General features: G+C 71.6%; 14 protein-coding genes. 7 read left to right on the top strand and 7 right to left on the bottom strand.

Annotated elements, in window-relative coordinates; all coding sequences use genetic code 11:
- Positions 1-24 precede the first annotated feature (24 nt).
- The gene (locus OHQ87_RS29265; protein ID WP_328343111.1) at positions 25-1,203 is read left to right on the top strand and encodes a DUF4190 domain-containing protein; all 1,179 of its coding nucleotides are present in this window, start codon (positions 25-27) and stop codon (positions 1,201-1,203) included.
- Between the two features lie 8 nt (positions 1,204-1,211).
- On the opposite strand, the gene OHQ87_RS29270 is transcribed toward OHQ87_RS29265, so the two are convergent.
- Positions 1,212-1,520: a 4a-hydroxytetrahydrobiopterin dehydratase gene (locus OHQ87_RS29270; RefSeq protein WP_328343112.1), complete on the bottom strand. Its 309-nt coding sequence runs from the start codon at positions 1,518-1,520 to the stop codon at positions 1,212-1,214.
- Between the two features lie 182 nt (positions 1,521-1,702).
- On the opposite strand from OHQ87_RS29270, the gene OHQ87_RS29275 reads away from it, so the two are divergent.
- Positions 1,703-2,143 (top strand): (deoxy)nucleoside triphosphate pyrophosphohydrolase, encoded by a 441-nt coding sequence (locus tag OHQ87_RS29275; protein ID WP_328343114.1) that lies wholly within the window; start codon positions 1,703-1,705, stop codon positions 2,141-2,143.
- Positions 2,144-2,238: 95 nt separating this feature from the next.
- On the opposite strand, the gene OHQ87_RS29280 is transcribed toward OHQ87_RS29275, so the two are convergent.
- The 6 genes from OHQ87_RS29280 to OHQ87_RS29305 all read right to left on the bottom strand — a co-directional run bounded on the left by OHQ87_RS29280 (position 2,239) and on the right by OHQ87_RS29305 (position 9,916).
- A complete protein-coding gene (locus OHQ87_RS29280; RefSeq protein ID WP_328343116.1) occupies positions 2,239-3,327 on the bottom strand; it encodes a succinate dehydrogenase/fumarate reductase iron-sulfur subunit in 1,089 nt (362 codons plus the stop codon).
- The gene (locus OHQ87_RS29285) at positions 3,327-5,258 is read right to left on the bottom strand and encodes a fumarate reductase/succinate dehydrogenase flavoprotein subunit (RefSeq protein WP_328343118.1); all 1,932 of its coding nucleotides are present in this window, start codon (positions 5,256-5,258) and stop codon (positions 3,327-3,329) included. Before OHQ87_RS29285 ends, OHQ87_RS29280 begins: the two co-directional genes overlap by 1 nt.
- Positions 5,259-5,271: 13 nt before the next feature.
- Positions 5,272-6,078, bottom strand: a complete 807-nt coding sequence (locus OHQ87_RS29290; RefSeq protein WP_328343120.1) for a hypothetical protein — start codon at positions 6,076-6,078, stop codon at positions 5,272-5,274.
- A 369-nt stretch (positions 6,079-6,447) separates the two neighbouring features.
- Entirely contained in the window at positions 6,448-7,902 is a 1,455-nt protein-coding gene (locus OHQ87_RS29295) for a TldD/PmbA family protein (protein WP_328343122.1), read from the bottom strand.
- A complete protein-coding gene (locus OHQ87_RS29300) occupies positions 7,899-9,335 on the bottom strand; it encodes a TldD/PmbA family protein (protein ID WP_328343124.1) in 1,437 nt (478 codons plus the stop codon). Before OHQ87_RS29300 ends, OHQ87_RS29295 begins: the two co-directional genes overlap by 4 nt.
- 32 nt (positions 9,336-9,367) lie before the next feature.
- Entirely contained in the window at positions 9,368-9,916 is a 549-nt protein-coding gene (locus tag OHQ87_RS29305) for a Uma2 family endonuclease (RefSeq protein ID WP_328343126.1), read from the bottom strand.
- Positions 9,917-10,183: 267 nt separating this feature from the next.
- Between OHQ87_RS29305 and OHQ87_RS29310 the strand changes: the two genes are divergently transcribed.
- The 5 genes from OHQ87_RS29310 (at position 10,184) to OHQ87_RS29330 (ending at position 16,427) form a co-directional block, all read left to right on the top strand.
- Positions 10,184-11,311 carry an ABC transporter ATP-binding protein gene (locus OHQ87_RS29310; RefSeq protein ID WP_442930618.1) on the top strand — a complete coding sequence of 376 codons (1,128 nt, stop codon included), beginning with the start codon at positions 10,184-10,186 and terminating at the stop codon, positions 11,309-11,311.
- 173 nt (positions 11,312-11,484) lie between these two features.
- Positions 11,485-12,522: an ABC transporter ATP-binding protein gene (locus tag OHQ87_RS29315; protein ID WP_328343128.1), complete on the top strand. Its 1,038-nt coding sequence runs from the start codon at positions 11,485-11,487 to the stop codon at positions 12,520-12,522.
- A complete protein-coding gene (locus OHQ87_RS29320) occupies positions 12,519-13,529 on the top strand; it encodes an ABC transporter permease (protein ID WP_328343130.1) in 1,011 nt (336 codons plus the stop codon). Before OHQ87_RS29315 ends, OHQ87_RS29320 begins: the two co-directional genes overlap by 4 nt.
- A 12-nt stretch (positions 13,530-13,541) precedes the next feature.
- On the top strand, positions 13,542-14,528 hold the full coding sequence (locus OHQ87_RS29325) for an ABC transporter permease (protein ID WP_328343131.1): 987 nt from the start codon (positions 13,542-13,544) through the stop codon (positions 14,526-14,528).
- A 156-nt stretch (positions 14,529-14,684) separates the two neighbouring features.
- The gene (locus OHQ87_RS29330) at positions 14,685-16,427 is read left to right on the top strand and encodes an ABC transporter substrate-binding protein (RefSeq protein WP_328343133.1); all 1,743 of its coding nucleotides are present in this window, start codon (positions 14,685-14,687) and stop codon (positions 16,425-16,427) included.
- The last annotated feature ends 53 nt before the right edge of the window (positions 16,428-16,480 follow it).

Consider the following 16,480-nt stretch of genomic DNA (forward strand, 5'->3'; position numbering starts at 1 on the left):
CGGGCGACGGGGGAGGGAAGCGGCGTGACCAGCGAACGTTCCGAGACGCCATCCACCGGCGAGGCGCGGCCGGAGCCGGTGCCGGCACCGACAGGTGACGAGAGTGCGGCCCTGGCCCGCCGGGCGTCCGCCACCCCGGTGCCGACCGGTGGTGAGGACGCGGCCCCGGCCCGCCAACCGGGTTCCACAGCCGTGCCCGACTGGGAACCCTGGCCGCAGCCGCCGGCCGTCCGGGGCCGGCTGAACCGGCTGGCCGTCGCCACCCTGGTGTTCGGCCTGCTCGGTGGCGTACTCGCCGCCGTCACCGCCGGGTTCGCGTTGCGTCGGATCAGGCGGGACGGCGAGCGGGGGAAGGGCCTGGTGGTCGCCGGGCTGGTGCTGTTCGGCGGATGGGTGCTGGCCGGTCTGGTGGCCCTGGGCATCGTGTTCACCGGCTCCGACCCCGGCACCGGTCTGCGCGGGCTGCGGGTGGGGGACTGCTTCCGGATCCCCACCGGCGCCACCGCCAGCCGGACCGCACCCGAGCAGGTCACCCGGGTGGCGTGCGACACCCCACACCAGGCCGAGTACGTCGACGACTTCCCGGCGTACGAACGCTCCGCCGACGAGCGGTATCCCGGCGCGGCGGTGCTCTCCCAGCGGGCGGAGGCGCTCTGCCGGCAGCGGCAGCGCAGCTACGTGGTGGACCCGCTGGGGTTGCCCGCCGAGGTGCGGTTGAGCTGGTACCTGCCGACCCGGGTCGACTGGTCCACCGACCCCACGATCACCTGCTACCTGACCGCCCCGACCGCCCTGTCCCGGCCGCTGCGGATGGACACCACGGTGCTCGACCCGGCACAGCTCGGCTACCTGCTGGCCAGCCGGGAGTGGACCGAGACGCGGGCGGCGCTGGTGGCCGGCGCACAGACCAGCCCACCGGCCACCCTCCGGGACGCGGTCCGGAGGGCCGAGACCATCCACACCGACATGTGGTTCCGACTGCGCAGGGAGCCCTGGCCGGAGGCGGTCCGGCCGGCGATGGAGCGGTTGCTCACCGAGATGGAGCAGGACGAACCGGCCTGGCGGGACGCCGACGGTGAGCCGGACCAGGGCCGACTGCTCCAGGTCGTCGCGCAGGCCGGGCAGCACCCGGACCCGGCCACCGAGCTGGCCGTACGCCAGGCCCTGGGGTTGCCCACCGCGCAGGGGGAGCCGATGCGGTGACCCGCACCTCAGTGCTCCGTCACCGCGCGGTACGCGTCCTCGATCCGGGCGGCGAGCAGCACCTCACCCTCGGTGAGCGGTTCCCCGTCCCCGTGCCCCACCCGGATCCGCGTCTCGGTGTCCCGCCGGCTGATGTCCGGCCGCAACCGCAGCGCGTCCGCGACGACCTTGACCCGTTCGGTGAGCGCCGCGTGCTGGGCGTCGTCCATCACCAGGGTGCGCCGGATCTGCTCACCGTCGCGGGTCCACCCGTGCAGGAGCGTGAGGGCGTCACTGAGATAGTCGTGCTTGGTTCGACTGGTGAACAGCGCGCGCATCACCGCACCTCCCAGGCGCCGTTGCCGGCTTGTGGCCAAATCGTCGCCGTCCCGTGTCCTCGTGGTGTCACCAGTCTGTCGACCTGACGGCGGTGTGTCCACGCCCACACTTCCGTCTCTTATTGGCCTACCGGTCGGCGACGGTACCCAAAACGACTATTGATCTGGCACGCTGGACGCCCGTGCAGACCGAACGGTGTAGCGGTAACGGACAGGCCGACCGGCGCGAGCCGAAGGTGGTCGTGGGCGCGGCGATCATCTCCGCCGGGCGGGTGCTCGCCTGCGCGCGTACCGCGCCGCCCGAGGTGGCCGGCATGTTCGAGTTCCCCGGCGGCAAGGTCGAGCCGGGCGAGAGCGAGACGGCGGCGCTGATCCGCGAGTGCGCCGAGGAGTTGGCCGTCCGGGTGGAGATCGGCGACCGGGTCGGCCGGGACGTCCGGATGGCCCACGGCCGGTCGGTGCTCAAGGTGTACGCGGCCCGCCTGCTGCACGGCGACCAGCCGCGCGCGCTGGAGCACTCCGCGATGCGCTGGCTCGCCGCCGGTGAGCTGCACAGCGTCACCTGGCTCCCCGCCGATGCCCCCATCGTCGCCGCCCTCCGCCCGCTGCTGGACTCCGACTGACCGGGCCGGACACCCGGCCGGAACGGGACGGGGGCCGACGGCTTCCGCCGTGGCCCCCGCCGCCTGTCGTGCCGCTTACCGCCTGTCGCGTGGCGTCAGTGCCTGTCACCCTCGCCCGAGGGCTTCTCGTCCTGCTTCGGGTGGGCGAAGTTGAGGTGCTCCGGCGGCAGCGGGAAGGTGAGGTCGTCGCCGAACGGCGACGGGGCCGCCGCCCGGTCGAAGGTCAACTCCGTCAGCGGGAGCCGGCCCCGGTCGTCGACCGCCGGCATGGTCGGGTGCGGGACCTCGCGGTGCCAGTTCACGCCCTGCTGCGCCTGGGCCTCCGCGCCCGGGTCGCCGGAGCCGCCGGCGTGCGAGTGGACCCCAGTCTGACGAGCGCCGCTGTGCACCGCGGACCCCTTTCCCGCGCTGTTCGCGGTGCTCTGGGGCGTCTCGCCCCGACGGAAGATCTTGCTACCGAGCCATACCAGGGGATCGTACCTGCGGTCGACGACCCGTTCCTTCATGGGGATGATCCCGTTGTCGGTGATCTTGATGTGCTCGGGGCAGACCTCGGTGCAGCACTTGGTGATGTTGCAGAAGCCGAGCCCCTGCTCCTGCTGCGCGTACTGCTTGCGGTCGGTCTTCGCGTCCAGCGGGTGCATGTCCAGCTCGGCGGCCCGGATGAAGAACCGGGGCCCGGAGAAAGCCGGCTTGTTCTCCTCGTGGTCGCGGATCACGTGACAGACGTTCTGGCACAGGAAACACTCGATGCACTTGCGGAACTCCTGCGAGCGCTCCACGTCGACCTGCTGCATCCGGTACTCGCCAGGGGCCAGGTCGGCCGGCGGGGCGAAGGCCGGCGTCTCCCGGGCCTTCTCGTAGTTGAACGAGACGTCCGTGACCAGGTCCCGGATCACCGGAAAGGTCCGCAGCGGGGTGACCGTGACGGTCTCGGTCTCCTCGAACGTCGACATCCGGGTCATGCAGCTCAGCCGCGGCTTACCGTTGATCTCCATCGAGCAGGAGCCGCACTTGCCCGCCTTGCAGTTCCACCGGCAGGCCAGATCAGGCGCGTCGGTGGCCTGGAGCCGGTGGATGACGTCGAGGACGACCTCGCCCTCGTTCACCTCGACCGAGTAGTCCTGGAGGTCACCGCCGGTCTCGTCGCCCCGCCAGATGCGGAACTCCCTCTTGCTTCCCATCAGTTGCTCGCCTCCTCGGTGAGGGCGTCGAAGTCGGCCAGCTCCTCGTCGGTCAGGTACTTGCCCAGCTCGGTACGGTCGAAGAGGCCGATCAGCTCGGCCCGCATCTTCGGTAGCGGCTTGTGCTCCAGGCGTACGGTGTCGCCGTCCAGCGCACAGACCAGGTTGACCCGACGCCACCTGGGGTCCATCGTCGGGAAGTCCTCCCGGGTGTGCCCGCCGCGCGACTCCTGCCGCTCCAGCGCCGCCTTCGCGGTGCACTCCGAGACGACGAGCATGTTGCGCAGGTCAAGCGCCAGGTGCCAGCCCGGGTTGTAGCGTCTGCCGCCGACCGCGCTCACCTTCGCCACCCGCTCCCGCAGCTCGGTCAACCGGCGCAGGGCGTCGACCAGCTCGCCCTCCCGCCGGATGATCCCGACCAGATCCCCCATCACCGCCTGGAGGTCCTGCTGGAGGGTGTACGGGTTCTCCCCGGTGTCCCGCTGCAACGGCGCCAGCGCCGTCTCCACGGCGGTCTCCACCGCGCCCACCGGCACCTTCGGCCGCGAGGCCAACTGATCGGTGTACGACGCCGCGTGCCCGCCCGCCCGCTTGCCGAAGACCAGCAGGTCGGACAGGGAGTTGCCACCCAACCGGTTGGAGCCGTGCATGCCACCGGAGACCTCACCGGCAGCGAACAGCCCGTGCACCGTGCCGTGCGCGGCCCCGGAGTCCGGGTCCACCTCGACGCCGCCCATCACGTAGTGACAGGTCGGCCCGACCTCCATCGGCTCGGCCGTGATGTCGACGTCGGCCAGCTCCTTGAACTGGTGGTACATCGACGGCAGCCGGCGCCGGATCTCCTCGGCCGAACGTCGGGAGGCGATGTCCAGGAAGACGCCACCGGCAGGCGTACCCCGACCGGCCTTGACCTCGCTGTTGATCGCGCGGGCGACCTCGTCGCGGGGAAGCAGCTCCGGCGGGCGTCGGTTGTTGTCCGGGTCGGTGTACCAGCGGTCCGCCTCCTCCTCGGTCTCCGCGTACTGCTTGCGGAAGACGTCGGGGACGTAGTCGAACATGAACCGCTTGCCGTCGGAGTTCTTCAGCACGCCGCCGTCGCCGCGTACCGACTCGGTGACCAGGATGCCCTTCACCGAGGGCGGCCAGACCATGCCGGTCGGGTGGAACTGGAGGAACTCCATGTTGATCAGCGTGGCCCCGGCCCGCAGGGCCAGCGCGTGCCCGTCCCCGGTGTACTCCCACGAGTTCGAGGTGACCTTGTAGGACCGGCCGACGCCGCCGGTGGCCAGCACCACCGCCGGGGCCTCGAAGAGGATGAACTCCCCGGACTCCCGGTAGTAGCCGAACGCGCCGGCGATCCTGTGGCCGTCCGTCCCGGCGCCGTCGAGCAGCAGCTCGGTGATGGTGGTCTCGGAGAAGACCTTGATCCGGGCCTCGTAGTCGCCGAGGTCGCGCTTGTCCTCCTGCTGCAGGGAGACGATCTTCTGCTGGAGGGTGCGGATCAGCTCCAGGCCGGTCCGGTCGCCGACGTGCGCCAACCGCGGGTACTCGTGCCCGCCGAAGTTGCGCTGGGAGATCTTCCCGTCCTTGGTCCGGTCGAAGAGCGCCCCGTACGTCTCCAGCTCCCAGATCCGCTGCGGCGACTCCTTCGCGTGCAGCTCGGCCATCCGGAAGTTGTTGAGGAACTTGCCGCCGCGCATGGTGTCGCGGAAGTGCACCTGCCAGTTGTCCCGGCTGTTCACGTTCCCCATCGCGGCTGCCGCGCCGCCCTCGGCCATCACGGTGTGCGCCTTGCCGAAGAGCGACTTGGAGATGATCGCGGTCTTCTTGCCGGCGAGCCGGGCCTCGATCGCCGCGCGCAGGCCGGCGCCGCCGGCTCCGATCACGACGACGTCGTAGTGGTGTCGTTCGATGCGAGTGGTAGTGGTCATGTCGGCGCGCCCTCTAGTTGATGAACCGCAGGTCGGTGAACCAGCCGGCGGCGATGGCCATCACGTAGAAGTCGGTGAAGGCCAGCGTGCCGAGGGTGATCCAGGCGAGCTGCATGTGCCGGGTGTTCAGCTTGGACACGAACGTCCAGGCCCGGTACCGCACCGGGTGCGCGGAGAAGTGCTTCAGCCGGCCGCCGATGATGTGCCGGCAGGAGTGGCAGGAGATCGTGTACGCCCAGAGCATCACCACGTTGACCAGCAGGATGATGTTGCCCAGCCCGAAGCCGAAACCCTCCGGGGAGTGGAAGGCCAGGACCGCGTCCCAGGTGTTGATCAGCGAGATGATCGCGGCGGCGTAGAAGAAGTAGCGGTGCAGGTTCTGCCCGAGCAGCGGGAACCGGGTCTCCCCGGAGTAGGACTTGTGCCCGTCCGGCACCGCACAGGCCGGCGGCGACAACCAGAACGACCGGTAGTACGCCTTGCGGTAGTAGTAGCAGGTGAGCCGGAACAGCAGCAGGAACGGCAGGGTCAGCGCCGCGTCCGGGATGATCCACCAGCCGGGCAGGAAGCTGCCGAAGTGCGAGGAGCCCTCGACACATCTGTCGGTCACACAGGGGGAGTAGAACGGGGTCAGGTAGTGGTACTGGTCCACCCAGTACCACTTGTGCATGAACACCCGGACGGTCGCGTACGCCACCCAGGCGCTGAGCCCGACGACGGTGATCAGGGGGGCGAACCACCAGCGGTCGGTTCGCAACGTCTTCGCCGCGATGGCGGCGCGCGCCCGCGCACCCCGCGGCTTCGTTGCCGTTGATGTCATTCGAGTCGTCTTCCTGACGGGACGGGCCCTCGCGGGCGGCGGTTCACGTTCCGTGCGGTCAGCGGACCGGCCGGACCGTGTCCACTGCCACGTCTTGCGGCACGCAGGCGACCGCGCCGGGACATCGGCGCAGCTAAGTGACACACGTTACGCCGATCATCACGGTCGGGCCGCGCAACGCAGTGTCCCGTGTGTCCCGCACCTTGGAAAGACCCGAGCCATGATCGTTTTACCGTCGGCCGTCGGCCGTCGGCCGTCGTGGCGTTGCCGGCGGGCTGCGCGGCAGGTCGGCGTGCGGTGTGTGGCGGTGCGGTGTGTGGCGGTGCGCTGCTGGGCCTGCTTCGGCGCAGACGCGTGGGCGGCGACCGGTCAGCCGGACGCGCCGCCTGTGAAGTTCCACGAGGCCAGCCGCAGCGGCGGCCCCTCCCACCAGCCGCCGTCGATCCGGTCCGGCTGACGGACCGGCCGCCGGCCGAGGCCGAGCACCGCACCGGGCCCCAACGCCCGGGGGTACGCCTCGGTGAAGCGGAGGTTCCGTACCGCCCGCACCGGCACGCCGTCCTCCACCAGCCACACCCCGTTGCGGGTCAACCCGGTGATCACCAGGCTCTTCGGGTCGAGTACCCGGGTGTACCAGAAGTCGCTGACCAGCAGCCCCCGGGCCATCGGTGCGACAAGTGCGGCGGTGTCCGCATCCACCACCGCCCCCGCCACCGGGCCGTCGGCCGCCGGGCCACCCGCCACCGGGCCGACGGTCGGGACCGGACCGGTCGCCGCGTCGTCCGCCCCGGTGTGGCCGAGCAGGCGCAGGTTGCGCGGGACCGGGCCGAAGGTGGACCCGCCGGGCGTCCCGTGACCGGTCGACGTGGTGCCCGCCCCGGCGGCGCTGCGCCGGTCGTGGGCCACCCCGCGGGTGGTGCCCGCCTCGACCAGGGTGAGCGCCCGGCGCGGGGTGCCCTCCAGGTCGAACGGCATCTCGCCGCCGTACGTCGGGTCGTCGACCAGGGTCACCGCCGGGTCGAACTGGGCGGCGCCGGGGCTGGCGAACGACTGGCGTTCGGTGTGCCGCTTGCCGTTGAAGCCGTACCAGGCGAGATTCTGCAGCAGGTCGGCCACGGCGGCCGGTTCGAGGACCACCTCGTACCGGCCCGGGGGCAGCTCGACCGGGTCGGCGGCGGCCCGTGCCTTGGCCGCCGCCCGCGCGCCGAGGGCCGCGCCGTCCAGCCCGTCGAGGCGACCGGCGCAGAGCCGGGCCACCCCGTCCGCGCCACCGGACCGGGCGATGCCGTCCATCGCCGCCTCGGTGGTCCGCCCCTGCGCCGACTGGCCGGCCGAGTTGACGAACGCCCCCGACCGGTAGGAGGTGCGGCAGTAACCGGCCGCCTCCAACCCGCCCACCGCGTCGACGAAGGCGCGGACCCGGTCGGCGCGGGCCGCCGGCTCGGCATAGGCGGTGGCCTCGTCGAGCAGGCCGTTGGAGTGCACCGACGAGGGTGGGGTCAGCCCCGGCCAGGCCGGGTCGGGCGGGCAGAGCCGGGCTGCGGTGAGGGTGCGCCCGACCAGGGCCCGCAACCCGTCCGGGTCGACCAGGCTGCCGCCACCGGCGGCCGTCCGGCCGTCGAGGTGCACCCGCAGCCGGACGCTCACCCCCGACTCGGCGACGTTCTGGTGGATGAAGGAGTTGGCGAACCGGGTCAGCGCCAGGTCGTGCCGGACGACGGTGACCTCGGCCTCGGCGGCCGGTCCGGCCACCTCGCGGACCAGCTCCACCACCCGGGCGGCGACGTCCAGCTCGGTCGCCCCGGCGTCCCGCAGGCCGGTCATGCGCGCACCCCCACCCGGACGTTGCGGAACCGGGCCGGTGCCGCCGGATGACCTGTGTGCCCGATCTGGCCGGGCTGGCCCTTGCCGCAGTTCGGGGTGCCCCACGGCACGGTCTCGGAGGAGAGCATGTCCATCGACCGCCAGAACAGCGGCCCGATGCCGGTGTAGGTGGGGTTGCGCAGCATCCGGCCGCGTCGGCCGTTGCGCACCTCCCAGCCGATCTCGCAGCCGAACTGGAAGTTGAGCCGCCGGTCGTCGATCGACCAGGATCGGTTGATGTCCATCAGCACCCCGTCGTCGGTGGCCGCGATGATCTCGTCGAGGGTGTGCGGGCCGGGTTCCAGGCCCACGTTGGTCATCCGCACCATCGGCAGCCGGGCCCACCCGTCGGCCCGTACGCTGCCGCCGTGGTCCAGGCCGGCGACGGCGGCCGAGTCCCGGCCGGCGAGCACGCCTACCCAGCGGCCCTCGCGTACCGCGTCGCGTCTGACCGCCGGGGAGCCCTCGTCGTCGAAGCCGAAGCTGCCCAGAGCGCCGGGGATCGTCGGGTCGATGGTGACGTTCATCAGCTCGGAGCCGTAGCGCAGCGAGCCGAGCTGGGCCAGGTCGAGCCAGGAGGTGCCGGCGAAGGCGGCCTCCCAGCCGAGGATCCGGTCCAGCTCGATGGCGTGCCCGACCGACTCGTGGATCTGCAGGGCGAGCTGCTCGCCGCCGAGGATCAGGTCGGTCTCGCCGGCCGGGCACTCGGGCGCGGTGAGCAGCGCCCGCGACTCGTCGGCGATCCGGGCGGCGTGCCCGGCCAGGTCCAGCGACTCGACAAGCTCCCACCCGGTGGTGCCGTACTGACCCCGGTAGCTCGGCCAGGAGCGGCGCTGGGTCTCGTGCTCGCCGATCGAGGTGGCCGAGATGCCGCCGCCGCACTCGCGGATGTGCTGGTCGATGCGGTGCCCCTCGCTGGAGACGAACCACTTGCGGGTGTCCCAGATCTGGTAGAGCCCCTCGGCCAGGTCGGCCCCCTGGTCGCGGGCCGTCCCGGTGGCCCGGACCAGCAGGTCGCCCTTGTCGGACAGCGCCACGCCGAGCGGGTCGACCGCGCACCCGGAGGCCCAGCTCGCCACCGCCGGCTCGGCCGGGGTCAGCGTGATCGGGGGGCCGGGCACCCGGGCGCTCGCGGCAGCCACCGCCGCCGCCCGCCGCCCGGCTTCGCGCGCCGCCGCGTCGGACAGCTCGGGTACGGCGTGGAAGCCCCACCCCGACCCCACCAGCGCGCGTACGCCCAGGCCGATGCTCTCGTGCTGGGTCAGCTCCTCGATGTCGCCGTTGCGGGCGGACATCGACTCGTAGCGCAGGTGCATCACCCGGGCGTCGGCATACCGGGCGCCCGCGTCGAGGGCGGCCTGCACGGCGGCGGCTGCGGCGTCGAACTCGGTCATGGACCGACAGTAGGCGAGCCCACCGACATCCGTCAGGGCAGTAGCTCCTCGGGACGGATGCTCACCCGGACCGGCTCGGTGAGGTCGAGCGTCTCCCCGACCTTGGCGACCGTCTGCTCCAGGTAGTGCCGACCGTGTCGCCGGTAGAGGTGCAGGTTGCCGTTCTGCTGCTCGATCAGCAGGTACCACTCGATCCCGGCGGCGGCGTAGTAGTGCATCTTGAGGACCTTGTCGGTCGCCGCGTTGCCGGGCGAGATGATCTCGCAGACCAGACGGACGTCGTGTGCCTCGATGTAGACCTCGTCGAAGTCGATCTCGCCGGTGACGACGAGATCGGGAATGGTGATCCGGCCCGGCTTGAGGCGGACGTTGACCGCCTCCAGGACCCGCAGGTGCGCACTGCGGGCCGGCTGCCGCAGCGCGGCCCGCAGTTCTCCCGAGATGTTCTGGTGGCGGGGGGTGGGGGCTGGGGTCACGTGGAGGCTCCCGTCGAAGAGTTCGACGCGTTGGGACGTCTTGCCGAGGGTGAGGTACTCCTCTTCGGTCCACGGTCCGTCGTGGCCGAACACCGCTGCGGTCATGGTCGGTCACCTCCACCTCGTGTCGCCGGGCATCCTCCACCGGGCACCATGGTCATGGTCGCACCCCGGGTGCGGCAGGCGGGTGACGACACCGCATGACGACGCGGGGTCGCGACGACGGTCGCGCCGGTTCGGGCCGGGCGGCCGGGGGCGCGCGGCGGGGTCACCGGGTCGTTACGCTGTGGTCCGCTGTCAGCTCACGGTCCGTAGCTTATTTTCAGCCTCCGCTCTTTGTTGTAGGTTCCCTACAACCCGAGGGAGGCGGTCGTGGACAGTCCGCAAGCAGCCCCGTCCGGCCCGCCGGACACCGGCCCGGCCGTGCCGCGGCAGCGCGTCGACAGTCGCCCGGCCGTGCCGCAGCCGGGCGTCGGCGACGAGCCGTACCTGCGGGTGGACGACCTGCGGGTACGGTTCGACACCGCCGACGGCGTGGTGCGCGCGGTCGACGGGGTGTCCTTCGCGGTGCCGCGCGGCCGGACTCTGGGCATCGTCGGTGAGTCGGGTTCCGGCAAGAGCGTCACCTCGCTGGCCGTACTCGGACTGCACGACCCCCGGCGCAGCACCGTCAGCGGTCGGATCACCGTCGGCGGCCGGCAACTCGTCGGCCTCCCCGAGGAGCAGGTACGCCGGCTGCGCGGCCGGGACCTGGCGATGATCTTCCAGGACCCGCTCTCCGCCCTGCACCCCTACTACACGGTGGGGCGGCAGATCGCCGAGGCGTACCGGGTCCACCATCGGGGTGCGGGGAAGCGGGCGGCGCGCGCCCGGGCGGTGGAGCTGCTGGACCGGGTGGGCATCCCGCAGCCGGCCCGCCGCTACGACCAGTACCCGCACGAGTTCTCCGGCGGCATGCGGCAGCGGGCGATGATCGCGATGGCGTTGGTCAACGATCCGGCGCTGGTCATCGCCGACGAGCCGACCACCGCGCTGGACGTGACGGTGCAGGCGCAGATCCTCGACCTGCTCGCCGACGTCCAGGCCGAGTTCCACACCGCGATCGTGCTGATCACCCACGATCTGGGGGTGGTCGCCCAGGTCGCCGACGACGTGCTGGTGATGTACGCCGGGCGGGTGGTCGAGCACGGTAGCGCCGCGCAGGTGCTCCGCCGGCCGCAGCACCCGTACACCTGGGGGTTGCTCTCCAGCGTGCCGTCGCTGCACGGCGACGCGGACGCGGACCTGGTGCCCATCCCGGGCAACCCGCCCTCGCTGATCGACCTGCCGCCCGGCTGCGCGTTCCACCCACGCTGCCGGTACGCCGGCGACCGCTCCCGCACCGAGGTCCCGCAGCTCGGCCCGGCCGGCGCGGACGGCCACCTGGTCGCCTGTCACCTGCCCCCCGGCGAACGCACCCGCCTGGCGGCCGTGTCCCTGAGCGAGAGGCGGCTGCCATGAGCGCGAGGAACGTAGCGCAGTGGAGTCCGGCAGTCGCGGGCGAGAGGCGGCTGCCATGAGCGCGAGGAACGTAGCGCAGTGGAGTCCCGCAGTCGCGGGCGAGAGGCGGCTGCCATGAGCGCGAGGAACGTAGCGCAGCGGAGTCCCGCAGTCGCGGGCGAGAGGCGGCTGCCATGAGCGCGGCCGAGCCGTTGTTGCGGGTACGGGGGTTGACCAAGCACTTTCCGGTGCGCACCGGCCTGCGGTCCACGGGGCTGGTACGCGCGGTCGACGGGCTCGACTTCGAGGTGCGGCCCGGCGAGACGCTGGGCCTGGTGGGGGAGTCCGGCTGCGGCAAGTCCACCACCGGACGGATGCTGGTACGGCTGCTGGAGCCGACCGCCGGGACGATCGAGTTCGCCGGGCGGGACATCACCCACGCCCGCCGTCGTGCGCTGCGCCCGCTGCGGCAGGACCTCCAGATCATCTTCCAGGACCCGTACGCCTCGCTGAACCCCCGGCACACCGTCGGGCGGATCGTGGCCATGCCGTTGCAGGTCAACGGGATCGACCCGCCCGGCGGGGTGAAGCAGCGGGTCCGGGAGCTGCTGGAGCTGGTCGGGCTCAACCCGGAGCACTACAACCGCTACCCGCACGAGTTCTCCGGCGGGCAGCGGCAGCGGATCGGGATCGCCCGCGCGCTGGCCCTGCGGCCGAAGCTGATCGTCGCCGACGAGCCGGTCTCCGCACTGGACGTCTCGATCCAGGCGCAGGTGGTGAACCTGCTGCGGGACCTGCAACGCGACCTCGGGCTGGCGTTCGTGTTCATCGCCCACGACCTGGCCGTGGTGCGGCACTTCTGCCAGCGGGTCGCGGTGATGTACCTCGGCCGGATCGTGGAGATCGGCGACCGGGACGACATCTACCAGCGGCCCCGGCACCCGTACACCCGGGCACTGCTGTCGGCGGTTCCGGAGGTGAGCGCGCCCGGCCAGGCCGGGCGGATCCGGCTGACCGGGGACGTGCCGACGCCCCTGGACCCGCCGTCGGGCTGCCGGTTCCGCACCCGGTGCCCGAAGGCCCGGGAGGTCTGCGCCACCGAGGAACCGGCGCTGGTGGCCCGCGACGGCGGCCGGCAGGCCACCGCCTGCCACTTCCCGGAGACCGGGCCGCTTGGCGACCCGGTGGTCGTCCCGGGCCCGGACGCGAGCGCAGGGGAGGTGGCGGGATGAGTGTGTCCCCGGTGGATCCGGCCACGCTGGCCGAGGCCGGAACGGAGACCGGTGGTGACCGTCCGGAGGCGGGTGGCGGGTTCGTCGGGCGCTCGCCCGGCCAGCTCGCCCGGGCCCGGCTGCGGCGCGACCGGACCGGCCTGGTCAGCGGCGGCATGCTTGTCTTCTTCGTGCTGGTGGCGCTCGCCGTCCCGCTGATCGAGCGGGTGTACGGGATCGGCCCCCGGGAGCAGTTCCAGTCCGGGCTGGACGGATTCGGGATGCCGCTCGGTTATGCCGGCGGGGTGACCGGGGAGCACTGGTTCGGGCTGGAGCCGGGGCTGGGCCGGGACATCTTCGTCCGGCTGGTGCACGGGCTGCGTACCTCGCTCTTCATCGCCGTCGCGGCGGCGGTGCTCACGGCGGCGATCGGCATCGTGCTGGGCACCGTCGCCGGCTACCTGGGCGGCTGGCTGGACGCGGTGGTCAACTGGATCACCGACCTGACCCTGGCGATGCCGTTCCTGATCATCGCGCTGGCGTTGACCCCGACCATCGCGCTGCGCTTCTACGGCCAGCGGGACGAGGTGCCGGCGGCGTTCCAGATCGGGGTGCTGATCGCCATCTTCGCGCTGTTCGGCTGGACGAGCACCGCCCGGCTGGTCCGGGGGCAGGTGATCGCGTTGCGCGAGCGGGAGTTCGTGGACGCGGCGCGGGCCAGCGGCGCGGGGTTGGGACACATGCTGTTCCGGCAACTGCTGCCCAACCTCTGGGCGCCGATCCTGGTGTCGTTCTCGCTGGCGGTGCCGGCGTACATCACCAGCGAGGCGGCGCTGTCGTTCATCGGGGTCGGGCTGACCGACGCCACCCCGAGCTTCGGCCGGATGATCTACCGCAGCCTGGACTACCTCCAGACCGATCCGGCGTACGTCTTCTTCCCCGGCATCACGATCTTCGCGCTCGTGTTCGCCTTCAACCTCTTCGGTGACGCGCTGCGCGACGCGCTCGACCCGAAGTCGTCCCGGTAGGAGGGCGCGGCGATGGTGCGGTTTCTGGTCAAGCGGCTCTTCTCGGCGACGTTGACGCTCTTCGCGGTCAGCGTGCTCAGCTTCCTGATGTTCTTCGCCCTGCCCCGGGATCCGGTCACCGGCATGTGCCCGAAGAACTGCAACCCGGAACGGCTGGAGCGGGTCCGCCAGGAGCTGGGGCTACGCGACCCGCTGATCAGCCAGTACGCCGGCTACATGAAGGGCATCGTGACCGGCCGGGATCTCGGCAGCGCCCAGGGCGGCCGGTGCGACGCGCCCTGCCTGGGCTGGTCGTACGTGTCCAACGAGGCGGTCTCGGACACCATCGCCCGGGTGCTGCCGGTGACCCTGAGCATCGTCGTCCCGGCGGCGGTGCTCTGGCTGCTGCTCGGGGTCGGCCTGGGGATGGTCTCGGCGCTGCGCCGGGGCACCTGGCTGGACCGGGCAGCGATCGGCTTCTCGCTGGCCGGGGCGTCGTTGCAGCTCTACTTCGTGGGGGCGGTGCTGCTGCTGGTCTTCGTCTACACGCTGCGCTGGCTGCCGGTGCCGAGCTACACGCCGCTGCGGGACGACCCGGTGCGCTGGGCCGGCGGGCTGGTGCTGGCCTGGCTGGCGCTGGCGTTCCTCTACTCGGCGATCTACGCCCGGCTGTCCCGGGCGCAGATGCTGGAGACGCTGTCGGAGGACTTCGTCCGCACCGCGCGGGCCAAGGGCCTGGCCAAACCCACTGTGTACGGCCGGCACGCGCTGCGCGCGGCGATCACCCCGGTGGTGACCATCGCCGGGCTGGACGTCGGCGGCGCGCTGGGCGGCACGGTGATCACCGAGACCACCTTCGGTCTCAACGGCATGGGGCGGACGGCGGTCGACGCGGTCCGCGCCGGTGACCTGCCCACCATCATGGCGACCGTGCTGATCGCCGCGGTCTTCGTGGTGCTGGCGAACGTGCTGGTGGACCTGCTGTACGCGGCGATCGACCCCCGGGTACGGCTGCGCTGAGCCGCCGGTCTGCCGGTCGGTCCGGTGCAGCGGACGCCGGCCCGTCGGGCGACAAGAGTTGTCGAGATCTGTTAGACAGTCCGAAGTTTTTCTTCTTGACGATCCTCGCGACGTCGGCGTTCACCGCCCGACGGTGACGGGGTGGAGGAGGTAGGGATGCGACCACGCGCAGCAGCCGCCGCAGGCGGGGCGATCGCCCTGGTGGTGGCGTTGGGGGCCTGCTCGGAGAACACCGGCGAGGGCACCACCGTGGACACCGAACGGCAGCAGACCGGGGTGATCGCCACCGACCCGAAGGACTCGCAGGGCCCGGCGGCGGAGGTGGCCGGGGCGGCCAAGGGTGGCACCTTCACCGTCATCCGGGAAACGCCCATCTCCCACCTGGACCCCCAGCGGACGTACTCCTTCGCCGGGCTGATGGCCAACCCGCTCTTCGCCCGCTACCTGACCACCTGGAAGGACGACGGCAAGGGTGGTCTGGTCCTGGTCGGCGACCTGGCGCAGACCCCCGGTAACAACGTGAACAGCGACTGCCGGGTCTGGGAGTTCACCATCAAGGACGGGGTGAAGTTCGAGGACGGCAGCCCGATCACCGCGAAGGAGATCGCGTACGGCATCGCCCGCTCCTTCGACCCCGACCTGACCGGCGGCCCCACCTACCTCCAGGAGTGGCTGGCCGACAGCCCGCAGTACGACACGAAGTGGGACTTCAAGAAGAACAGGACGTCGCTGCCGCCGGGGCTGACCACCCCGGACGCGAAGACGCTGCGGTTCGAGTTCGCCAAGCCCCGCTGTGACCTGCCGTTCGCGGTCTCGCTGCCGACCACCGCGCCGTTGCGGCCCGACCAGGACACCGGCGTCAACCTGGACCAGCGGCCGTTCTCCTCCGGGCCGTACAAGATCGCCAAGAACCAGGCAGGCGTGCAGCTCACCCTGGACCGCAACCCGCACTGGGACGCCACGACCGACCCGGTCCGCCACCAGTACCCGGAGCAGTTCGTCTGGACCTTCGGGCCGACGCGCGACGCGGCCGTCAACCGGGTGATCGCCGACAACGGCACCGACCAGAGCGCGCTGGCCTGGGACTACGTACCAGCCTCGCTTGTCGCCCGGGTCGCCCAGGACCAGGCGCTCAAGGCGCGCAGCATCCTGTCGCCGACGCCGAGCGCAAACCAACTGGTCATCAACAACCAGCGGGTCACCGACCTCAAGGTCCGCCAGGCACTCAACTACGCCATCGACCGGGACGGCCTGGTCAAGGCGCTCGGCGGGCAGACCGTCGCCCAGCCGATGACCACGCTGATGCCGCCGTCCACCATCGGCTACCAGGCGTACGACGCCTATCCGGCGGGTGCCAACGGCGACATCGACAAGGCCAAGGAACTGCTCGGCGGGAAGACCCCGGAGCTGGTCCTCGGTGTCGCCGACAACACCAACGAACAGCAGATGGGCACCCAGCTCAAGGGCAACCTGGAACGGGCCGGTTTCAAGATCACCCTGCGGAACATCCCGGACGACGCGAAGCTCGACGAGATCAAGAAGAAGAACAACCCGTGGGACCTCTACATCGGCAACTGGGCCGCCGACTGGCCCAGCGGCGCGTCGATCCTGCCGGTGCTCTACGACGGCCGCACCATCAAGGCCGAGGGCAACAGCAACCAGGCGTACTTCAACGACCCGGCGGTCAACGCCGAGATCGACCGGATCCAGGCCCTGTCCCCGGCCGACCAGGGGCCCGAGTGGGGCAAGCTCGACAGGCGGATCATGACGGAGTACGCCCCGGTGGTGCCGCTCTTCGTGGACGTGGCCTACACGGTGCACGGGTCCAAGGTCGGCGGGGTCTTCATCTCCAGCGTCTTCGGCTACCCGTCCTTCGTCAACGCCCACGTCAGGCAGTGACCCCGTACTGAGCCGACGGGCTCCCTCCCGGCCAGCGTCGGGAGGGAGCCCGT

The sequence above is a fragment of the Micromonospora sp. NBC_00421 genome (assembly GCF_036017915.1).
Taxonomy (GTDB): domain Bacteria; phylum Actinomycetota; class Actinomycetes; order Mycobacteriales; family Micromonosporaceae; genus Micromonospora.

Coding starts and splice junctions, on each gene's coding strand:
- OHQ87_RS29290 (WP_328343120.1), bottom strand. CDS start 6,078: ATGACATCAACGGCAACGAAGCCGCGGGGTGCGCGGGCGCGCGCCGCC.
- OHQ87_RS29285 (WP_328343118.1), bottom strand. CDS start 5,258: ATGACCACTACCACTCGCATCGAACGACACCACTACGACGTCGTCGTG.
- OHQ87_RS29315 (WP_328343128.1), top strand. CDS start 11,485: ATGAGCGCGGCCGAGCCGTTGTTGCGGGTACGGGGGTTGACCAAGCAC.
- OHQ87_RS29300 (WP_328343124.1), bottom strand. CDS start 9,335: ATGACCGAGTTCGACGCCGCAGCCGCCGCCGTGCAGGCCGCCCTCGAC.
- OHQ87_RS29330 (WP_328343133.1), top strand. CDS start 14,685: ATGCGACCACGCGCAGCAGCCGCCGCAGGCGGGGCGATCGCCCTGGTG.
- OHQ87_RS29280 (WP_328343116.1), bottom strand. CDS start 3,327: ATGGGAAGCAAGAGGGAGTTCCGCATCTGGCGGGGCGACGAGACCGGC.
- OHQ87_RS29325 (WP_328343131.1), top strand. CDS start 13,542: ATGGTGCGGTTTCTGGTCAAGCGGCTCTTCTCGGCGACGTTGACGCTC.
- OHQ87_RS29270 (WP_328343112.1), bottom strand. CDS start 1,520: ATGCGCGCGCTGTTCACCAGTCGAACCAAGCACGACTATCTCAGTGAC.
- OHQ87_RS29305 (WP_328343126.1), bottom strand. CDS start 9,916: ATGACCGCAGCGGTGTTCGGCCACGACGGACCGTGGACCGAAGAGGAG.
- OHQ87_RS29320 (WP_328343130.1), top strand. CDS start 12,519: ATGAGTGTGTCCCCGGTGGATCCGGCCACGCTGGCCGAGGCCGGAACG.
- OHQ87_RS29295 (WP_328343122.1), bottom strand. CDS start 7,902: ATGACCGGCCTGCGGGACGCCGGGGCGACCGAGCTGGACGTCGCCGCC.